General features: G+C 60.0%; 14 protein-coding genes. 9 read left to right on the top strand and 5 right to left on the bottom strand.

Annotation, left to right across the window (positions count from 1 at the left end; all coding sequences use genetic code 11):
- Positions 1–117: 117 nt before the first annotated feature.
- On the top strand, positions 118–1,116 hold the full coding sequence (locus LN047_RS20705; protein ID WP_315130527.1) for a GlxA family transcriptional regulator: 999 nt from the start codon (positions 118–120) through the stop codon (positions 1,114–1,116).
- 115 nt (positions 1,117–1,231) lie between these two features.
- On the opposite strand, the gene LN047_RS20700 is transcribed toward LN047_RS20705, so the two are convergent.
- Complete coding sequence (locus tag LN047_RS20700; protein WP_373980063.1) at positions 1,232–1,990, bottom strand: SDR family NAD(P)-dependent oxidoreductase; 759 nt, start codon at positions 1,988–1,990, stop codon at positions 1,232–1,234.
- 38 nt (positions 1,991–2,028) lie between these two features.
- On the bottom strand, positions 2,029–2,769 hold the full coding sequence (locus LN047_RS20695) for an SDR family NAD(P)-dependent oxidoreductase (RefSeq protein ID WP_088588131.1): 741 nt from the start codon (positions 2,767–2,769) through the stop codon (positions 2,029–2,031).
- 430 nt (positions 2,770–3,199) lie between these two features.
- Here LN047_RS20695 and LN047_RS20690 point away from each other — a divergent pair, with 430 nt between their 5' ends.
- The 3 genes from LN047_RS20690 (at position 3,200) to LN047_RS20680 (ending at position 8,333) form a co-directional block, all read left to right on the top strand.
- The gene (locus LN047_RS20690) at positions 3,200–4,645 is read left to right on the top strand and encodes an IS1182 family transposase (protein ID WP_373980062.1); all 1,446 of its coding nucleotides are present in this window, start codon (positions 3,200–3,202) and stop codon (positions 4,643–4,645) included.
- A gap of 570 nt (positions 4,646–5,215) precedes the next feature.
- Complete coding sequence (locus LN047_RS20685) at positions 5,216–6,943, top strand: ATP-dependent endonuclease (RefSeq protein ID WP_373980061.1); 1,728 nt, start codon at positions 5,216–5,218, stop codon at positions 6,941–6,943.
- Complete coding sequence (locus tag LN047_RS20680) at positions 6,936–8,333, top strand: UvrD-helicase domain-containing protein (RefSeq protein ID WP_373980060.1); 1,398 nt, start codon at positions 6,936–6,938, stop codon at positions 8,331–8,333. Before LN047_RS20685 ends, LN047_RS20680 begins: the two co-directional genes overlap by 8 nt.
- Positions 8,334–8,554: 221 nt before the next feature.
- Here the strand turns inward: LN047_RS20680 and LN047_RS20675 are convergent, their stop codons facing one another.
- From LN047_RS20675 to LN047_RS20665, 3 genes are all read right to left on the bottom strand, one after another.
- Positions 8,555–9,181 (bottom strand): tyrosine-type recombinase/integrase, encoded by a 627-nt coding sequence (locus LN047_RS20675; RefSeq protein WP_373980059.1) that lies wholly within the window; start codon positions 9,179–9,181, stop codon positions 8,555–8,557.
- A 179-nt stretch (positions 9,182–9,360) separates the two neighbouring features.
- A complete protein-coding gene (locus LN047_RS20670; protein ID WP_373980058.1) occupies positions 9,361–11,466 on the bottom strand; it encodes a DUF3732 domain-containing protein in 2,106 nt (701 codons plus the stop codon).
- Entirely contained in the window at positions 11,463–11,924 is a 462-nt protein-coding gene (locus LN047_RS20665; protein ID WP_373980057.1) for a three component ABC system middle component, read from the bottom strand. Before LN047_RS20665 ends, LN047_RS20670 begins: the two co-directional genes overlap by 4 nt.
- Before the next feature lie 138 nt (positions 11,925–12,062).
- Between LN047_RS20665 and istA the strand changes: the two genes are divergently transcribed.
- The 5 genes from istA to LN047_RS20640 all read left to right on the top strand — a co-directional run bounded on the left by istA (position 12,063) and on the right by LN047_RS20640 (position 17,426).
- Positions 12,063–13,589: an IS21 family transposase gene (istA, locus tag LN047_RS20660; protein WP_108627539.1), complete on the top strand. Its 1,527-nt coding sequence runs from the start codon at positions 12,063–12,065 to the stop codon at positions 13,587–13,589.
- Complete coding sequence (gene istB, locus LN047_RS20655) at positions 13,579–14,370, top strand: IS21-like element helper ATPase IstB (protein ID WP_054458908.1); 792 nt, start codon at positions 13,579–13,581, stop codon at positions 14,368–14,370. The genes istA and istB overlap by 11 nt, the downstream gene beginning before the upstream one ends.
- Before the next feature lie 322 nt (positions 14,371–14,692).
- On the top strand, positions 14,693–14,794 hold the full coding sequence (locus tag LN047_RS20650) for a hypothetical protein (RefSeq protein ID WP_232295990.1): 102 nt from the start codon (positions 14,693–14,695) through the stop codon (positions 14,792–14,794).
- 202 nt (positions 14,795–14,996) lie between these two features.
- Entirely contained in the window at positions 14,997–16,355 is a 1,359-nt protein-coding gene (locus LN047_RS20645) for an MATE family efflux transporter (protein ID WP_006385424.1), read from the top strand.
- A gap of 120 nt (positions 16,356–16,475) precedes the next feature.
- Entirely contained in the window at positions 16,476–17,426 is a 951-nt protein-coding gene (locus LN047_RS20640) for a GlxA family transcriptional regulator (RefSeq protein ID WP_006385423.1), read from the top strand.
- Positions 17,427–17,525 lie beyond the last annotated feature (99 nt).

Below are 17,525 nucleotides of genomic sequence, written 5' to 3'. Positions count from 1 at the left end.
GAGGTATATATGTCTTACTCGCCACCATGCTGGGTGTGTACCATCAGATCTCGTCCACGCACCGGCCGGTAGCCAGGATGCGGTGGAGCCTGCTTCCGAGCGTTGTGCAAGAGTGTTATGAACCCAACATCATCAAACGCGAGTCCCGCTTCGCGGGACGTCGCTTTCCTCGTATTCCGCGACTTTCAGATCCAGGACGTGACCGGGCCGCTGGCGGCGTTCGAGGTGGCCAGCAGGCTCCTGGGCGACGACGCTTACGGATGCCAGGTCATATCGCTGGCTGGAGGACCCGTTCAAAGTTCGGCGGGCCTGGAAGTCACCACGGGGAAGGCCGGATTTTCCGCCTACGACACAGTGATCGTGGCGGGAGCCGGCCTTGGCGCCTACCCCGATGACGCATTGCCGGAAACCTGCGACTACTTGAACCACGTCGTCGCCAAGGGCGCTCGCCGCATAGCAAGCGTATGCACTGGGGCCTTCATTCTGGCTGCGAGCGGCCTCTTGGACGGCCGGTGCGCGACGACACACTGGAAATACGCCGCCCGTCTGCAACGGGAGTACCCCCGGGTGAAAGTGGATGGCGATCGGATCTTCACCCGAGAAGGTGGCATCTGGACGTCAGCCGGCGTCACGACTGGCATCGACATGGCGTTGGCAATGATCGAAGAGGATCATGGCGCCGACTTGTCTCACGCGGTCGCCCAGATGCTGGTCGTCTACCATCGCCGGCCCGGCGGGCAATCCCAATTTTCGGCCATCGCCGATATGGAGCCCGAGTCGGACAGAATTCGTAATGTGCTGACTTATATACGTGAACACTTGCACGAATCATTGTCGACCGAGCTCCTGGCTTCCGTGGCCTGCCTGAGCCCCCGGCAGTTCGGCCGCGCCTTTCTTGCCGAAACGGGGGAGACGCCGGCCAAGGCCGTCGAGCGCCTGAGAGTCGAGGTGGCCAGGCAGCGCGTCGAGCGTGGTGCGGAGCCTATCGAAATCATCGCCCACAAAATCGGTTTCACCGATCCCGAAAGAATGCGCCGGGCATTCATTCGCGTGCTTGGCCATCCGCCGCAGAGCATCCGGCGCATGGCATCCCGGGAAGCGTATCCGCTTGCCTGACTATGGTGCCCACCCGGGAGTGGAGCTAATCCTTTAATCCGGCGGCCGTCCGGACTGGCATGCCCAGTAGGCGCCCAGCGATTGTTGCCGCGGAAGGCGCGGGTCATCCAGGTGATTAGACGTGCTGGCCTCCGTTCACGTCGATTTCCGCGCCATTCACATACGAGGCTCCGTTCGAACAAAGGAAGAACATCACTCCTGCGATTTCTGTTGGGTCGCCAAGCCGGCCCATCGGCACGTTCGCCTGAACCATGGCCTCGGTGCCTGGAGACAAGATGGAGGTGTCGATCTCGCCGGGCGCGATCGCATTGGCCCGGATTCCCATCGGACCGAACTCGAAAGCCTGTTCGCGCGTGAGCGCTGCGAGGGCCGCCTTAGAGCAGGCATAAGCCGCTCCTGCGAAGGGATGAACGCGAGAACCCGCTATCGATGTCACGTTGACGATCGCGCCTTGCGCTATGCGGAGTTCCGGCAGGAGTAGACGGACGATCATCGCTGCGGAGAAAAGATTGACGTTGAAAAGCGAAAGCCAGTCTTCATATGCCGTCATGCTGACGCCCTTGCGCCCGCCGTTCGCCAGTTTCGGTGATATCGCGGCATTGTTGATAATCGCAGCCAGTTTCGCGCCACCCAGGCGCCGGCGGACTTCAGCCGCGATCAGTTCATACGAGCTCGGGTTCGCCAGATCGGCGGTAATGTGGTCGTCCACGCCGCCCACCCACGCGCATTCACTCGCAAAGCTCGCCCGCGATACCGTCAAGACACGCCACCCTCTGTGGTGAAACAGTTTCACTGTCGCATGCCCAATACCACGGCTCGCGCCGGTTAGCAGCAATGTGGGGCGCGCTATTTGCTGAGACTGGCAGGGTGCCATCTGCACTATCCTGGAATGAGCGATGAAGATTGAACTCGTCAGGCGTTGATTCCGCCATCAACGACCAGGCCGGTGCCTGTGATGTGGCGTCCGTCTGGGCCCGCAAGATAGGCCACAGCTTTCGCGACGTCAGTCGGGCTTCCGAATCGCCCAAGCGCTATTTGTGATCGGAGGTAGTCGGCATCAGGGCCCTGGGCTGGGTTCATATCGGTGTCAGTGGGACCTGGATGAACAAGATTTACGGTAATGTCCCTCGGCGCAAGCTCGCGCGAGAGTCCGCGAGTGAAAGACAGCAGAGCCGATTTCGACATCGAATAGACGGTCACATTCGGGATGGCTACTCGCTCCGCGAGACACGACCCGATCGACACGATGCGCCCACCGTTCGAGAGGAGTGGTATCGCTGTTTGCGAGGCGACGATGGCTGCACGGATGTTGACTGCTAGGATTCGGTCGATATCAGCCAACGCCATTGTTTGTAGAGTGCTCGAAATCAGGATGCCCGCATTGTTGACGAGTATGTCTAATCCCCCCATCAGGCGGGTGCCTTCTTCGACAGAGTAGCGGACCGCTTGCGCATCGGCACTATCGGCCTGAATGGCCACGGTACGTCGGCTCTCGTCAGTCAACTCATCGGCTAGGCTGTTGGCCTGCCCGACGGCACTCTTGTAGGTGATCACGACGTCCGCGCCGCGAGCAGATAGCTCCCGCGCAATCGCCGCGCCGATCCCCCGGGCCCCGCCGGTGACGATCGCCCGCTTTCCTGAAAGATCATTCATACATCGCTCTCTTTTTGACGTAGACGCCAGCCTTCGCATAGGCAATGTCGAAGTTTCACCCTACTGGTGTTCTGCGTAAAAGACGTTGATCCCTCAAATTTCGCCAGCGCGGCCAGCGTCCTTTTGTAGGTATGCAACCTATCCGTTGGCGCGGGGGGCATAGCGGCCAGGGTGCGGCCAAGCCGAAGGAGTAAAGCCTCACCTCTCAGCAGTAAGGCACCGGACCGACCCGAAAATGACGCAACCCGTTAAGTCTCCCTGCGGTCCAGTTCGTTCAAATAACCCTAATGGACCGCACGCGCCCAGCGATCGCTTCTGGCCCGAAGCCGTCTATGACGACAGGCCGCTCCCGACCGAGGCTGTGTGAAAACTCTTTGACGCCGCTACGGCGATCTAGATAGAGTTTGGTATCTCGATCCCGGGAGTCGACATGCCCCGATTCATCGAAGGTCAGGACCGGCAGCAGGTAGCGTTGATCCCGGAATGCCTGGATGACTTCATCGCCGACGACAACCCGGTGCGCATAGTCGACGCATTCGTCGACGAGCTCAACCTGGAATCGCTGGGATTTGAGAAGGCGGCGCCAGCAGCTACCGGCCGCCCGTCGTATCACCCGACCGTGCTGCTGAAGATCTACATCTACGGCTACTTAAATCGGGTCCAGTCCAGTCGTCGACTCGAGCGAGAGTGCCAACGCAACGTCGAACTGATGTGGCTGGTCGGCCGTCTGGCACCAGACTTCAAGACCATCGCGGATTTTCGTCGTGACAATGGGTCGGGCATTCGCAACGTTTGCCGGCGGTTTGTTGCCGTATGCCGAGATCTCAAGCTATTCAGCCAAGCCCTGGTTGCCGTTGATGGAAGCAAGTTCAAGGCAGTCAACACGCGCGACAAGAACTTCACGGCTGCCAAGATAGACAAACGTCAGCAGCAGATTGAGGAGAGCATCCACCGCTATCTGGCGGCGCTTGACACAGCGGACCGAACGCAACCTGTCGAGATCGAGGCCAGGACCAATCGGCTCAATGACAAGATCGAACGTCTGCGCAAACAAATGCGCACTCTGGATGACGTCAAGGAGAGGCTCAAAGACAGTCCAGACGGTCAGTTGTCGGTGACCGACCCGGATGCCCGCTCGATGGCCACCAGCGGCCGGGGCTCGGGGATGGTCGGCTACAACGTGCAGATGGTTGTCGAAGCCAAGCACCATCTGATCGTCGCGCACGAAGTGACGAACCGAGGACATGACAGGGACTCATTGGCATCGATGACACAAGCCGCGCGGGAGGCGATGGGCAAGCAGCGACTGCGTGCGATTGCCGATCGCGGCTACTACAGCGCGCCTCAGATCAAGACATGTGCAGAGACAGGTATTGATGCGATCTTGCCCAAACCCACGACTTCCAATGCCAAGGCCGAAGGCCGCTTTGACCGTTCGGACTTCATTTACATCGCGAAGGACGATGAGTACGAGTGCCCTGCGGGCCAGCGCGCTATCCACCGATTTACGCGGGAGGAGAATGGTCTTCAATTGCGGCGCTACTGGAGTAGTGCCTGCCCACAATGCGCGATGAAGGAGCGATGCACACCTAGCGCGTATCGGCGCATCAGTCGATGGGAGCATGAGGCCGTGCTTGAGGCGGCGCAGCGCCGTCTAGACCGAATGCCAGATGCGATGAAGGTGCGGCGGCGCACGGTGGAACATGTGTTCGGCACGTTCAAGCATTGGATGGGCTATACGCACTTCCTAACTCGTCGCTTGGGCAATGTGAGCACGGAAATGAGCTTGAATGTACTGGCCTATAACTTCAAGCGGGTCATGCAAATCCTGGGCTACCAGCAGACCATGAAAGCGGTGCTGGCGATGGGCGGCTGAGCCCTTCATGTGACCCATAACGCACCTCAGGCCCTATCCGGGCCGCCCAAACGACCCAGAGTGAGCCCCGCTTCGAAAAATCGAAGTGAAGACCGCCCAAGGTGATGCGGACCAGGCTATTGCGCTGTGGGTGTTAGGACGAAACGCGTTTCCACACAGCCTCGACCCAAAGCGGACGTTCGGATGTGCGCGCTAACCGGGCTCACTGTGCTCACCGAGACGTGGGCGTCTCCTGGATTAGCTACCGCTTAACCAGTTGGAACCGACGTTTTCCTGGAGCTCAGCGGGGGGGATCGGAGTGGTCTGCCCTTTGCTTCTCTGCCAACAAGCCAGCCCCTCCTTTTCACAGTGCTTGCGAATGGGTCGCTTCATCATATTGGCCATGCTGCGGCCATCGCGCCCCACATTAATTGAAAGACCCCATTTCCCGTGAGGGTCGCACCTACCTGCGACCGGAACATTTCAGACGGCAGCCATGTTTGCTCTTCACCCTTCAACTGCCTTACATTGAGGCACCATAATTAAACCGGAAAGCAACCATTAAGTCCGGCCCACATCGAATTAGAGCGCATGCAGATCAGACTGCTTAAGATCTCGAATTTCAGAGGAATCGCCGCTCTGGACTGGAAGCCGGACTCACCCTTCTGTTGCTTGCTCGGCGCAGGGGACAGCGGCAAGACCACGCTGATCGACGCGGTGGAAGCTACCCTCTCATCTCGATGGTTCTCATTCACTGAACCGGACTTTCTCAACTGCGACACCTCGAACTCCATCGTCATTGAGGCTACGGTCGGCGAGCTGTCCAGGGCCCTCAAGTCCGATGAGCGCTTCGGCCTGTACATCCGAGGGTGGACACCGGAGGGCGAATTGCGCGATGAGCCGGAAGGCGAGGACGAGCCTGTACTGACGGTCCGCCTCACCGTTGACGCCACCATGGAGCCGGCCTGGGAACTGGTTTGCGATCGGGCCGCAGATTCGCGCGCGCTATCGAATCGCGACCGAGCCTTGTTCGGACTCGTACGGCTCGCCGGAGATAACGCCCGTCACCTCGCCTGGGGACAAGGCTCGGTGCTGGCACGGCTGACGGGCGACAACAAGGAGGCCGCAGCGCGCCTAGCGGAGGCCTACCGCACGGCCCGAGCGAGCGCGAACCTGGCAGAGATCGAATCGCTGGCTGACGCAGCGGAATTGGCCGAGCGTTTCGCCAAGGGGCTTGGAGCCTACGTAGAAGGCGCCTATGAGCCCGGGCTGGAACTGGGTCGTTCTGGACTGTCGTCCGGCTCAATCGCCCTGCATGACAGCGGAGTACCGCTTCGGCTCGCGGGGCTGGGAACGCGGCGACTGGCGACGCTCGCAATCCAGAAGTCAGCGATCGCCGAAGGCGCCATCGTGCTCATCGACGAAATCGAGCACGGGCTCGAGCCCCATCGGATCATAGGCGCGATCGCCCAACTCAAAGCCGACCAGGCAAAGGCGCTCGAAGAGAGCAAGCCTACCGGCCAGATTCTAATGACGACACATTCTGATGTCGCCTTGAGCGAAACTGGACCGGAGAGCCTACGGGTGGTTCAAACTGCCCGGCCTGGCCGGGCAACCGCGATCGCCCGCCCGAGCTCCCCTGATCTCCTCCGACCGTTGATGCGATTCACACCTCGGGCCTTGTTCGCTCGGCGCATCCTCGTCACCGAGGGCAATACCGAGCTGGGGCTGCTGCTGGGCCTGCGCGAAGCTTGGCCGGTCCGCCATGAAGGTCGGCCCATCGAACAGCTGGGGGCCGCGGTCGCGGATGGCAATGGCGAGCAGGCCAGTTCGCTTGCGTTGGTATTGGCTGGACTGGGCTATCCAACGGCTATATTTCGCGACTCCGACACAGTCCTCCCGCCAGAAACGATCGCCGAGCTGGCGACGGCACACGTCCCCGTCTTCGAGTATGGCGACGGTCTCAACACGGAACAGGCCATCTTCTCGGCCGCAAACGATGAACTCGTGCAAGCGTTGCTCGCGTATGCGCGGCAAGAACGTGGCAACGCTGCAGTCGACGACAACCTGAATACCCGAATTCCGGATTTGGGCATCGCCATTATTCGGGGCGACTTTGCTGATTGGCCCCTGTTTTCTGCGCTGGATGCGATGCAGCTTCGAGAGGCGGTCGCTGAGGTAGCCGCCCGCAAGAAATGGTTCAAAGACCAGCGAATCGGCCGAGGCGTTGCTCCGCTGGTCGCGCGCATCGTCGCGGCAAACGCCGGCGCTCCTCTGGCAACGGTCTTGGCCCAAGTCGAGGCATGGCTGTATGCCTGACGCGGCAGAACTTTTTGAGCTGGGGAACGCCGCCATCGTCGCTCCCGCCGGCCACGGAAAGACCGAGATCATAGCCAACGTGGCAGCGATGGGCCGCCGCGCTTTGATACTCACACACACGCATGCCGGCGTGCACGCGATCCGCGTGCGGTTGAACCGCCTTGGTATCCACCGAGCCCGAGTATCCGTGGACACAATCGCCGGCTGGTGCATGCGCTATGTCCGTGCTTTCCCCGGCGTAGCCCAGCCACCCGAAGGAATGCCACAGACCAGCGAGCAATGGAATCAGCTCTATCGTGGAGCGGCATGGGCCCTGCGCGTCCGAGCGATCCGCGACGTCATCGCATCCTCCTACGACCGCATCTTGATCGACGAGTATCAGGATTGTCATGGTTTGCAGCATGAGCTCGCGATCGCGCTCTCCGGCATCGTTCCCACTTTGATCTTCGGCGACCCGATGCAGGGAATCTTTGAATTCGCCGGAGCGACGTTGAGCTGGAATGACGAAATTCATCGAGGCTTCCCGTTAGCGGGAACGCTTGAAACGCCCCACCGCTGGGCTGGCAAGAATCACGAGCTCGGGCAATGGATTGCGGAAACGCGCGAGAAGCTCATGCGCGGAGAGGTCATCGACCTGGCCGATCCTCGCATCACCTACCGAGAATCCGACGACGCTTTCGACATGGGAACCCTGTTCGAAGGCTTAGACGGCAAAAATGGCAGCTTCGCGGCCATTCATTGCAATAAGACTATCTGCTATAGCTTGGCGAAGGCGGCCAACGGCGGATACCAGGCAATCGAAGAAGTTGCCGCCAACCGTCTGCGGGAGTTCGCGTCGGCGTGGGATCGGGCTGGCGATAGACGCGCGCGCCTGCAGGCGTTCGTCAACCTGAGCAATGACTGCTTCCACAAGAAGACTCCCGTCGATGGCGAAGCCCCTGATCCGGAAGATGTAGTGGTTCAGCGAGCGATGCAGGACTTAGTCCCGGCTGTCGGCGAAGGCAACGGCGCAGAGGCCGTCGCTCAGCTGTTCTCCCTGGCTCGCAAGCGTCATCGGTGGAAACTCTACCGCAACGAGCTCTGGCGGGACGCAGAGCGAGCAGCCAATGACGTCGCCATGGGGCGTGCTGAAACGATGGCGGCGGCTACCCTCTACGTCCGTCAGCGCGTGAGCAACTCCGGCCGGAAGATGCCCAAGCGCACCGTCTCAACGCCGCTCCTCTTGAAGGGGCTGGAGTTCGACCATGTCGTTATCCCCGACGCGACCCATTTCGGCAATGAACGGCAAGCCCAAGCAAAGCTCTTCTACGTCGCGATTTCTAGGGCCACGCGAACCCTGACGATCGCATCGTCGAAGCGCTTCGTCCGGTTCAACGCTCCGGCCCTGTGACCTTCCAACCAAGGCGGACCGCAGCCGCGCGACGGCCGACTGCCTGATGCCGAAGGTGTCCCGGTCGGTCGCTGTAGCCGGGGATCAATGACGGCTGTCAGCGGATGCTGTAGCCCGGGACCGAACTGTGATTGACGCGGGTCAGCCTGAAGCAATCACTTGCGGGATACTTTCATGGACCGCTCGTGGCCGGCAAGCGACAGCTTGCCGGCCAAGATGCATCAAACCTCTGTTTGTTCAGCCATCTCAAGAGCATCGTCGACCTCGATGCCAAGGTAGCGAACTGTGCTTTCCAGCTTCGTATGCCCGAGCAGCAGCTGTACCGCCCGAAGATTCTTCGTCCGGCGGTAGATCAGCGAGGCTTTTGTACGGCGCATAGTGTGGGTGCCATATGCGGTATCGTCGAGGCCAATCGATGCGACCCAGCGATGCACAATCCGGGCGTACTGCCGCGTCGACAGATGCGGCGACGTATGCAAGCGGCTCGGAAACAGAAAATCCGCCGCCTTTAGTCCTCGCACCTCGATCCATGCTTCAACGCTCTCACGGGTTTGCTCCGTAATCTCGAATTGAACCGGACGCTGGGTCTTTTGTTGCATGACGGTGGCTCTCGCGGCCACATGGCTTCCGTGACGGATGTCCTGCACCTGCAACCGCGTGAGATCGCACGCTCGAAGCTTGCTATCGATTGCGAGATTGAACATTGCGAGTTCCCGGACGTTCGACGCCATCAGCAGTCTCGTTCGGATTGCCCAAATTTCTCCTAGCTTTAGAGGTGGCTTCTGCCCGGTGAGTTTGCCCTTGTTCCATGGCACACGTCGGCCAACGGTGACATTCGCGGATTCCATGACAATCTCCTTTCGCGTAAAGGGAGATTCAGTGTGCTCCTACGGACGGTCGCTATCCGACCCGTTTCGGTCACGCAGAGAACCTACCAGCGCCAGCAGTACGAACACCAGAACGAAGCCCGCCAGGTCCATCCAGGCGATGCGGGCGGACCGATGTATACCTGGGCCTGCTGCAGGGGTCACGTCGCGATGAAGCCACGGTCACGCCAGCGGTCGGCGACGAAGTCCTCGAAGTCGTAGCCCTCGCCGAGCTCCAGCCTGTCAGCATGGTCGCAGACGATGATTTGGGGCTTGTTGCCGACCTCCTGTGCCGTATCATCACAGAACTTGGCCAGGACTGTGAACATCTTGGCGACGGTATTCAAGTCGTCATCGGCCGTCGAGATGCGTGTGTGCGTGTCCCCAGGCGAGTTCGCGGCGCGTGTCGAGGGCTCGTCCGCAGTCGTTTCGGACTGTGGGCTGCCGGGCGCGCTGGCGGATGTGCCGTCCTGGTTCGCACGCAATTGGGCTGCATTAAATTCCTTTCCGTAGTCGGCGGAGGGAAAGTAAACCTGCGTCGGTTGGTCGAGAAACAGCACGGGCGGCAGCTTGCAGTCGGCGTAGGCCGCAAACTGGTAGTGCAGGGACAGGAACAGCGTCAGGTGCGAATACAGCCAGTTCGCGCCACTGCCCATCGACCGCAGGAAGACTTTCTTCTCCGGCGCGCCGTTTACCCCCGGCGTCTCATGCCATAGGTCGAAGGAATCGATGTCGAACTTCAGGGATCCATTCTTATAGGAGTCCTCGAAGTCGAAATGTGTGCCGACGATCTCCAGGCGCCGGTTGATGTTGCGTTGCAAGGCCAGCAGCCGGGGCGCGACATCGAGCAAAGCCTTCTTCGATTTCAGGTCCGCTACCCGGTCCTGGAGCAACTTCACCAACTCAGTGGCTTCCGTGGGCGGACTCTCGATGCGGCGCTCAATGGCGATTTCCAGCTTGATCTTGGCTTTCTGCGCTGCCGCATCGACAGACTTCGAGCGCTGCAAGCGGTCGGCCTCCTGATCCAATGGACGCAGTGCGTTTTCGACCTGCCGCAAGGCCTGGCGCGCCTTCTTGAGTTGCTCGTCGATGTCCCGACGCTCCTGGCCAAAGCCTTCGCGGGCATAGGCGGAGACCTTCAGCTCGCCGTTGAGCCAGTGGATGGCCGCCGAGAGTCTGTTGGCCTCATCTTCGGCGGCTTCCGAAGGTGACGCGCAGACCGGGCACACGGCATGGTCCAGATGGGTCGCCCTCGGGATGGGCAGATCCGTCATGGCACCGGCAAAGCCCTCGACTTGCTGTGTCGAGACGTCGAGCAGGTAGCGCGTGTTCAGGGCTTTCTGGATCTCGGCCGTGAGCTCGGCCTTGCGTGTGCGCAGTTCCTTGCGGGTCGCGTCGAAGGTATCGGACTGCCCATCGACCGTGACGGCGATGCCGGTCAAGCGTTCCAGGGCCTGCGCCGGCCGCATCCAGATTTCTTCAGCGGTCAACTCTGTCAGCGGCGTGCCCGCCAGGGCGTGAAACTCACGTAGGTAGCCCGCCATCTCTTCGATGCCGGCTGATTTGATCTGCTCCTGCTTGGGGATGACGGCCAGGGCACGCTTGAGCTCAGTTTCTGCTTCGGCGAGTTCCTTGGCCAGGTCGAAATAGTCCTCTCCCACGATCCCCATGAAGATCTTGAAGTGATCGATGGCCTGTTCGCGTTTTCGCTTTTCGTCGAAGCGGTAAAAGATCGCATGCCGGTTGGCCACCAGGTTTTGATGCTGGAGCATGAACGAGGCAAAACTGCGGATGGAAGGCGTCGGGCTTTTCTGACGCATGAGCTGCTTCTGCAGCGGGTCGGTGTCGATGTCGTCCATGGTGACGCCGAAGTAGCGCCCCAGGCTCTTGGAGAATTCGATCCGGCTAAGCTGGTATTGCGCGGTGAAGAAGTTGACCACGTCCTTGACGTAGGCCAGCACGTGCCTGGCCTGCTCGCCACTGACTTCTCGCAGGAAACATTGGTTGGCGTTGTCTGCCCTGCGGCCGGCGACGACCGCCATCCCGGAAAAGCGCCATACAGTGAAAAATATCTTCGCCCGCTGCGTGATGATGCCTTGCGGAATCGTGTCTTCTGAGCTGCCCATGCAGTAATCGAAGATGTCGAGAATGGCACTTTTGCCCTTCGAAGATTTGCCGGTAATGATATTCAAGCCTTGCTTGAACTTAACGCTGTGCGCCTCATTTTCCTGGTCGATCACGCCGATATATCGGACATAACATTTCATAGCGACTTCAATCCCAGCATTCTATAAATGGTCACGACGCTTTCATTCCTGAATATCATGGCGAGCTGACGCGCATAACGCAGCATCTTGGGGTCTGCATTCTCCGACTGCCGGTTTTCGCTGGCGAGAACCGACAGGTCGTCGTTGAGTTGAAGGCTTTCATCCGCGCGCAGTATCAGCAGGGCCTTGTTGGTGATGGGTGCATATTCCGAGATACGAAGCGCCAGACCGACCAACCGTGAAGAGTCGGATGTCATCGTCCGGATCGAGCTGGTTCGATTGGCGGTATGCAAATACTCCTGCATCGCGGGAAACGACACCAGGGGAAGAACCAGATAGCTCAGCAGGATGTCCTTCTCCATCGGCTCCCAGTTCAGGTAGAAGCTCTGGATCACCGGCGCCAGCGCAAAGGCGTTGCGATGCAGGATATAGAGATGATCGGCGGCGGTATCCATCATTCCCAGAGTTTCCAGTGAAATTCATCGTCCTTGTGTTGATTTGCAGGCAGAGTTGACCCACTTTTACGTTTGATTTGCATCTAATTCTGACCCACCTCGTGAACACTATCCTGCTCGGTACCCGTGCAGGAGACAGGAGTGATCGACGTGGCTCTTCTCAGCATTATTCGCCGTTGGCACTTGCGTGATCATGTCTCTTTACGAGAGATTGCCAAGCGACTTGGCATATCGCGCAACACGGTGCGACGCTATCTGCGCTCGGGCACCATTGAACCAACCTACAGCCGTGCGGCTGGGCCTACCGTTCTAGACGGCTATGCGGAGAAGCTCTCGGCATGGCTCAAGGCCGAGGCCAACCGCACACGCAAGCAGCGACGCTCGCTATTGCAGCTGCACCAGGATCTCTGCGCTCTAGGCTACACGGGCTCTTACGACCGTGTTGCCGCTTTCGCGCGACGATGGCGACAGGAACAACAGGAACGATCTCAGACTTCAGGACGGGGCACGTTCGTGCCATTGACGTTCGCACCAGGCGACGCCTTTCAGTTTGACTGGAGCGAGGACAGTGCGGTGATCAACGGCGAGCGCACCAAGCTCCAGATCGCGCAGTTCAAGCTTTGCCACAGTCGCGCCTTCTTCCTGCGCGCCTACTGGCTCCAGACGCATGAGATGCTGTTCGATGCGCACCATCACGCTTTTGTGGCGTGGGGAGGCATCCCGCGTCGAGGTATCTACGACAACATGAAGACCGCTGTGGATAGGGTCGGCCGCGGCAAGTCACGCGAGGTCAACGCCAGATTCTCCAGCATGGTCAGCCACTATTTGTTTGATGCGCAGTTCTGCAACCCCGCGTCAGGCTGGGAGAAGGGACAGATCGAGAAGAACGTGCAGGATAGCCGGAGGCGGATCTGGCAACGCCTGCCCCACTTTTCGAGCTTGGAAGCGCTTAACGACTGGTTGGCCGACGAGTGCGTCAGGCTGTGGCAACAGATACGCCATCCGGCATGTGACCAGAGCATCTGGCAGATATGGTCCGAGGAACGCCCATTTCTGATGCCTGTTGGCCAGCCGTTCGACGGCTTTGTGGAACACACCAAGCGCGTTTCCCCCACATGCTTGATCGCCTTCGAACGTGACCGCTATAGCGTCCCCGCGTCCTACGCCAACCTGCCCGTGAGTTTGCGGGTCTATGCAGATCGCCTCGTGGTCGTCGCCGAAGGTCACGTCATCGCGCAGCATCCTCGCCACATCAACCGGCGCCATGACCGTGGTGCCACTTTCTACGACTGGCGGCATTATCTCGCCGTGCTGCAACGCAAGCCTGGCGCGCTGCGCAATGGGGCGCCGTTCACCGCGTTGCCGGAAGCATTTCGCCAACTTCAGGCACGGCTTCTGCCTCACGCTGGCGGGGATAGAGAGATGGTGGAGATCCTGTCGTTGGTCTTGTTGCATGACGAGCAACTGGTCCTCGCCGCAGTGACCTTAGCGCTGGAGGCCGGTACGCCATCGAAGCAAACCATTCTCAACATCTTGAGCCGACTGCTCGACGGCACACCGCTACCGCCGCTGACGGCGCCCCAAGCGCTCTCGCTCACAGTCGAACCCGAGGCGAACGTCGGCCGCTACGACACCCTCCGCACTCAGGAGCCACGTCATGCAGCATGAACTCATGATCGAGCGCTTGAAGGCGCTCAAGCTGCACGGTATGGCTCAAGCGCTCACCGACCTCGTGCAGCAAGACTCTCCGGCATACCAGAGCTGCTCTCCCATCTTGAGCCAGCTTCTACGGGCCGAGCTTACTGAGCGAGAGGTGCGATCTATTGCCTATCAGATGAAGGTGGCCAAGTTCCCAGCATATCGAGACTTACAAGGCTTTGACTTCGGATGCAGCGAGGTCAACGAAGCCCTTGTTCGGCAACTGCACCGCGGCGAGTTCATCGAACCCGCTCACAATGTCGTATTAGTTGGCGGCCCTGGCACCGGCAAGACGCATCTGGCGACGGCCTTCGCGGTTCACGCCATCGAACACCTGCGTCGCCGAGTTCGCTTCTTCTCCACGATCGAGTTGGTGAACACGTTGGAGCTCGAGAAGCAGGCCGGCAAAGCTGGACACCTCGCCCACCGGCTCATGCACTCGCACGTCGTGATTCTCGACGAACTCGGGTATCTGCCATTCAGCCAAGCCGGCGGTGCGCTGCTGTTTCACCTCATCAGCAAGCTCTACGAGCACACAAGCCTCATCATCACCACCAATCTCAGCTTCGCTGAATGGGCAAACATATTTGGGGACGCAAAAATGACGACTGCGTTGCTCGACCGACTCACCCACCACTGCCACATCGTCGAGACCGGCAACGACAGCTACCGATTCAAAAACAGCAGCACGCAGCCCAAAAAGGAGCGTAAAACAGCCAAATCTGTGGCAACCCTGACCCAATCAAATTAGGGCTGGGTCAGTTTTCGATGCAAACGCTGGGTCAGTTTTCAGTGCAAACCAACAAAATGAACTTGAGACATGCTTGACAGTCACTGATTAAGAAACGGGCGAGATTATCACGCGACCTCCAACGCCCGCTTCTGGCCGAGACTGTGTGAAAACTCGTGATGGACTTGTTTTCGAGGGTGTTCAAACCCTTCCCTCAACTCCGATCGTCGATCCTGAGTTGATCTGAGAGGCCAACTTCCGACATGACCCTCAGCACGGTGAGTTCTCACACAACCTCGGCCGGTAGCGGAAATTCGATTGGATAGCCGAAGGCAAGCTCAGAGTGCTTATCGGAGGCGAGTATCCACTTGCCGAAGCCGCAAGGGCCCCCGTAGAGATGGCAAGCCGTTTCACCGTGGGCAAGCTGCTACTGCACATGGCTTGAAACTGAAGACGCTTCAGCGCGTGGGCGCATGAGTCAGATGTGGGCTGGTTTGAGCAACCGGGGAAATCCGGGTGAGTCCAGCCTGACCCCATTTTTTCGCATCTGGCTATCAGCATGGCGCGAATTGCCGTGTATTCGACATTCCCGCCAACACGACATTGGCCTATTCTGCGCCCGCCCAGAACCGTCTTCGAGTGCCGTCATGACCGCGCAGACCGATTCCCGCAGCCGTGACGTCCAGACCGAGCGCCTGCTGACCGCCCCGATTTTGCCCGTGATGTTGTCGCTTGCCGGCCCGACACTGCTGGTGATGCTCAGCCAAACGTTTGTTGGACTGATGGAGGTGTGGTTTCTCTCCCAGCTCGGTGAAGACGTGCTCGCTGGCGTGTCGGTTGTGTTTCCACTGCTGGCATTGACGACGGCGCTTGCGACCGGCGCGGTCGGTGGGGGAATGCTTGGCGCGGTTGCGCGGGCGCTGGGGCGCAACGACCGCGTGCAAGCCAACGCGCTGGTTTGGCATGCTGTCGCCATTGCGGTGGCGTTTGGGCTTGTCACGGCAGGGCTCGTCTTGGCTTTTGGCTCTGCGGCGTTCAGTGCCATGGGAGCTAGCGGCGAAGCGCTTGCGCACGCCGACCACTATGCCGCCGTCGTCTTTGGCGGCGCACCGCTGATATGGCTGTTCAATGCACTGCTGGCGCTCATTCGGGGCAGTGGCAATGTGCGCTTGCCGATGCGGGTGGTGTGCGGCGGCGGCGTCATCCTGATACCGGTATCGTGGCTGCTGATCTTTGGCGCGGCAGGCTTTCAGGGGCTGGGCGTGACAGGCGGCGCGTTGGCAATGGTTTTGTATTACGCCGTTGGTAGCCTGGTTTTCGCAATATATCTTTGGCGTGGCCAAGGGGTGCTGCAGCCGGCCGCCAGACCGGTGCGGCTGCAACGTCGGCTATTTGCCGAAATTCTCAAGGTCGGCGGCGTGTCGGCCGTTATCGCGTCAAGTACCAATCTCACCATCGCTATCGTTACCGGCTACGTTGGGGCGTACGGTCTGGCGGCCGTGGCCGGATACGGCGCGGCTGCGCGATTGGAATTCTTGTTGGTGCCGCTCAGTTTCGGCATCGGCGGGCCTGCCGCGATCCTGATTGGCACCAACGCGGCGGCAGGCAGGATCGATCGCGCACGCCGCGCCGCGTTGATCGCAGCCTGTCTGGGGTTCGGCGTTGCCGAGACTATTGGGTTGGTGGTTGCGATATGGCCCGAGTTATGGCTGGGCGCGTTTTTGACGGACCCCGAAAGTGTGGCGACGGGAAGCGTTTACCTGCGCCATGTTGGCCCCTTTTTTGGCTTCTTCGGGCTTGGATTCACCCAGTACTGCGCCGCGCAAGGCACCGGAAAGATGGCGGTACCGTTGGCGGGGGCCTTGGCGCGCACGGTGGTGGCGTTGGGTGGGGGGCTGATCGCCACCACGCAGACCGGGCTATTCGTCAGCGTGGGCCTGGGTATGGCGGCTTTTGGTGCGGCGGGGCTTTATGCGCTGCTGCGCGATTGCCGGAAACAGGAATAACGAAGGATGGCTTTCGACGTCCAAATGGCGCAACAAAGTGGGCCGACATTTTTCAACAACGTGGATGCCGTTCCCCGTTCCGGATTAAGCTGATCTTTCATTGCCTGAAAAGGAAGCATGATGCGGCACGTTGGTTTAATCCTGGAAGATGGCTTCCAGCTGATGGGTTTGGCGGCGCTCTCTGCCTTTGAGCTCGCCAATACTGAGCTGGGCGATAAGGGCTATCGGCTGACGGTGCTCTCTGAAAAAGGCGGCACGGTCAGGTCGTCCATGAACGCAGGTATCGAAACAACGCCGCTAGGTGTCATACCCGATACCCTGATGGTTGCCGGCCAATTGGCGCCCCAGGATATTTCGCCCGGGCTGCGTGCGTATCTCGCCCGTGCGGGGGAACAAGCCCGCCGGGTGGCTGGGGTATGCACAGGCGCTTTTGTACTAGCGCACGCCGGTCTGCTTGACGGCCGTACCGCCACCACGCACTGGGCGCATGCGCCGGCGCTTCGGGCGCGCTTTCCGAAGGTCAGGGTCGAAGAGGACCGAATTTTCATCCGTGACGGCAACATCTGGACGTCGGCGGGAATGTCATCGGCCATCGACCTGACGCTTGCGCTGATCGAGGACGACCATGGGGCTGCGCTTTCCCGGGCACTGGCTCGTAGGCTTGTCGTCTACCATCGTCGCCACGGCGGGCAATCGCAATTTTCGGCGATGCTTGCGCTGGAGCCTCGCTCTGACCGGGTAAAGCGCGCGCTGGCCTACGCCCGTGAAAATCTGCGCAATCCCTTGTCTGTCGAAGAGCTTGCCGAGGCTGCCAGCCTGTCACCGCGTCAGTTCAGCCGGGTATTTCGCGAAGAAACCGGGCGGTCTCCGGCCAAAGCCGTGGAAATGCTGCGCTTGGAGGCTGCGCGCGTCATGTTGGAAGACGGTCGTCACCCTTTGGAAATCGTGGCGCGTGACACGGGTTTTGCTGACCGTGACCGAATGCGGCGCGCCTTCCTGCGCAACCTTGGCCAGCCCCCGGCCAGCGTGAAGCGGAGCCTGGTGTCGATGCAAGACCGCGACGCCGCCTAAGTGACCTTGGGCGGCCTGCTTATAACCGGTGTCCGTTTTTGCCGGATCTATGGCATTTGAGACTTCACCCGACCCGCGCATAGTACGTCCATCGAAGGC

Origin of the sequence: Achromobacter sp. JD417, assembly GCF_041879325.1 — a bacterium.
Taxonomy (GTDB): domain Bacteria; phylum Pseudomonadota; class Gammaproteobacteria; order Burkholderiales; family Burkholderiaceae_B; genus Achromobacter; species Achromobacter mucicolens.
The sequence above is the reverse complement of the archived record's forward strand: the minus strand, read 5'-3'. Positions and strand labels throughout refer to the sequence as shown.

Excerpts from the sequence above, each read along its gene's own strand:
- LN047_RS20640 (WP_006385423.1), top strand. The coding sequence starts at position 16,476 with ATGCGGCACGTTGGTTTAATCCTGGAAGATGGCTTCCAGCTGATGGGT.
- LN047_RS20690 (WP_373980062.1), top strand. The coding sequence starts at position 3,200 with ATGCCCCGATTCATCGAAGGTCAGGACCGGCAGCAGGTAGCGTTGATC.
- LN047_RS20705 (WP_315130527.1), top strand. The coding sequence starts at position 118 with ATGAACCCAACATCATCAAACGCGAGTCCCGCTTCGCGGGACGTCGCT.
- istB (WP_054458908.1), top strand. The coding sequence starts at position 13,579 with ATGCAGCATGAACTCATGATCGAGCGCTTGAAGGCGCTCAAGCTGCAC.
- LN047_RS20700 (WP_373980063.1), bottom strand. The coding sequence starts at position 1,990 with ATGGCACCCTGCCAGTCTCAGCAAATAGCGCGCCCCACATTGCTGCTA.
- LN047_RS20670 (WP_373980058.1), bottom strand. The coding sequence starts at position 11,466 with ATGAAATGTTATGTCCGATATATCGGCGTGATCGACCAGGAAAATGAG.
- LN047_RS20675 (WP_373980059.1), bottom strand. The coding sequence starts at position 9,181 with ATGGAATCCGCGAATGTCACCGTTGGCCGACGTGTGCCATGGAACAAG.
- LN047_RS20665 (WP_373980057.1), bottom strand. The coding sequence starts at position 11,924 with ATGATGGATACCGCCGCCGATCATCTCTATATCCTGCATCGCAACGCC.
- LN047_RS20680 (WP_373980060.1), top strand. The coding sequence starts at position 6,936 with ATGCCTGACGCGGCAGAACTTTTTGAGCTGGGGAACGCCGCCATCGTC.
- LN047_RS20645 (WP_006385424.1), top strand. The coding sequence starts at position 14,997 with ATGACCGCGCAGACCGATTCCCGCAGCCGTGACGTCCAGACCGAGCGC.
- LN047_RS20695 (WP_088588131.1), bottom strand. The coding sequence starts at position 2,769 with ATGAATGATCTTTCAGGAAAGCGGGCGATCGTCACCGGCGGGGCCCGG.
- LN047_RS20685 (WP_373980061.1), top strand. The coding sequence starts at position 5,216 with ATGCAGATCAGACTGCTTAAGATCTCGAATTTCAGAGGAATCGCCGCT.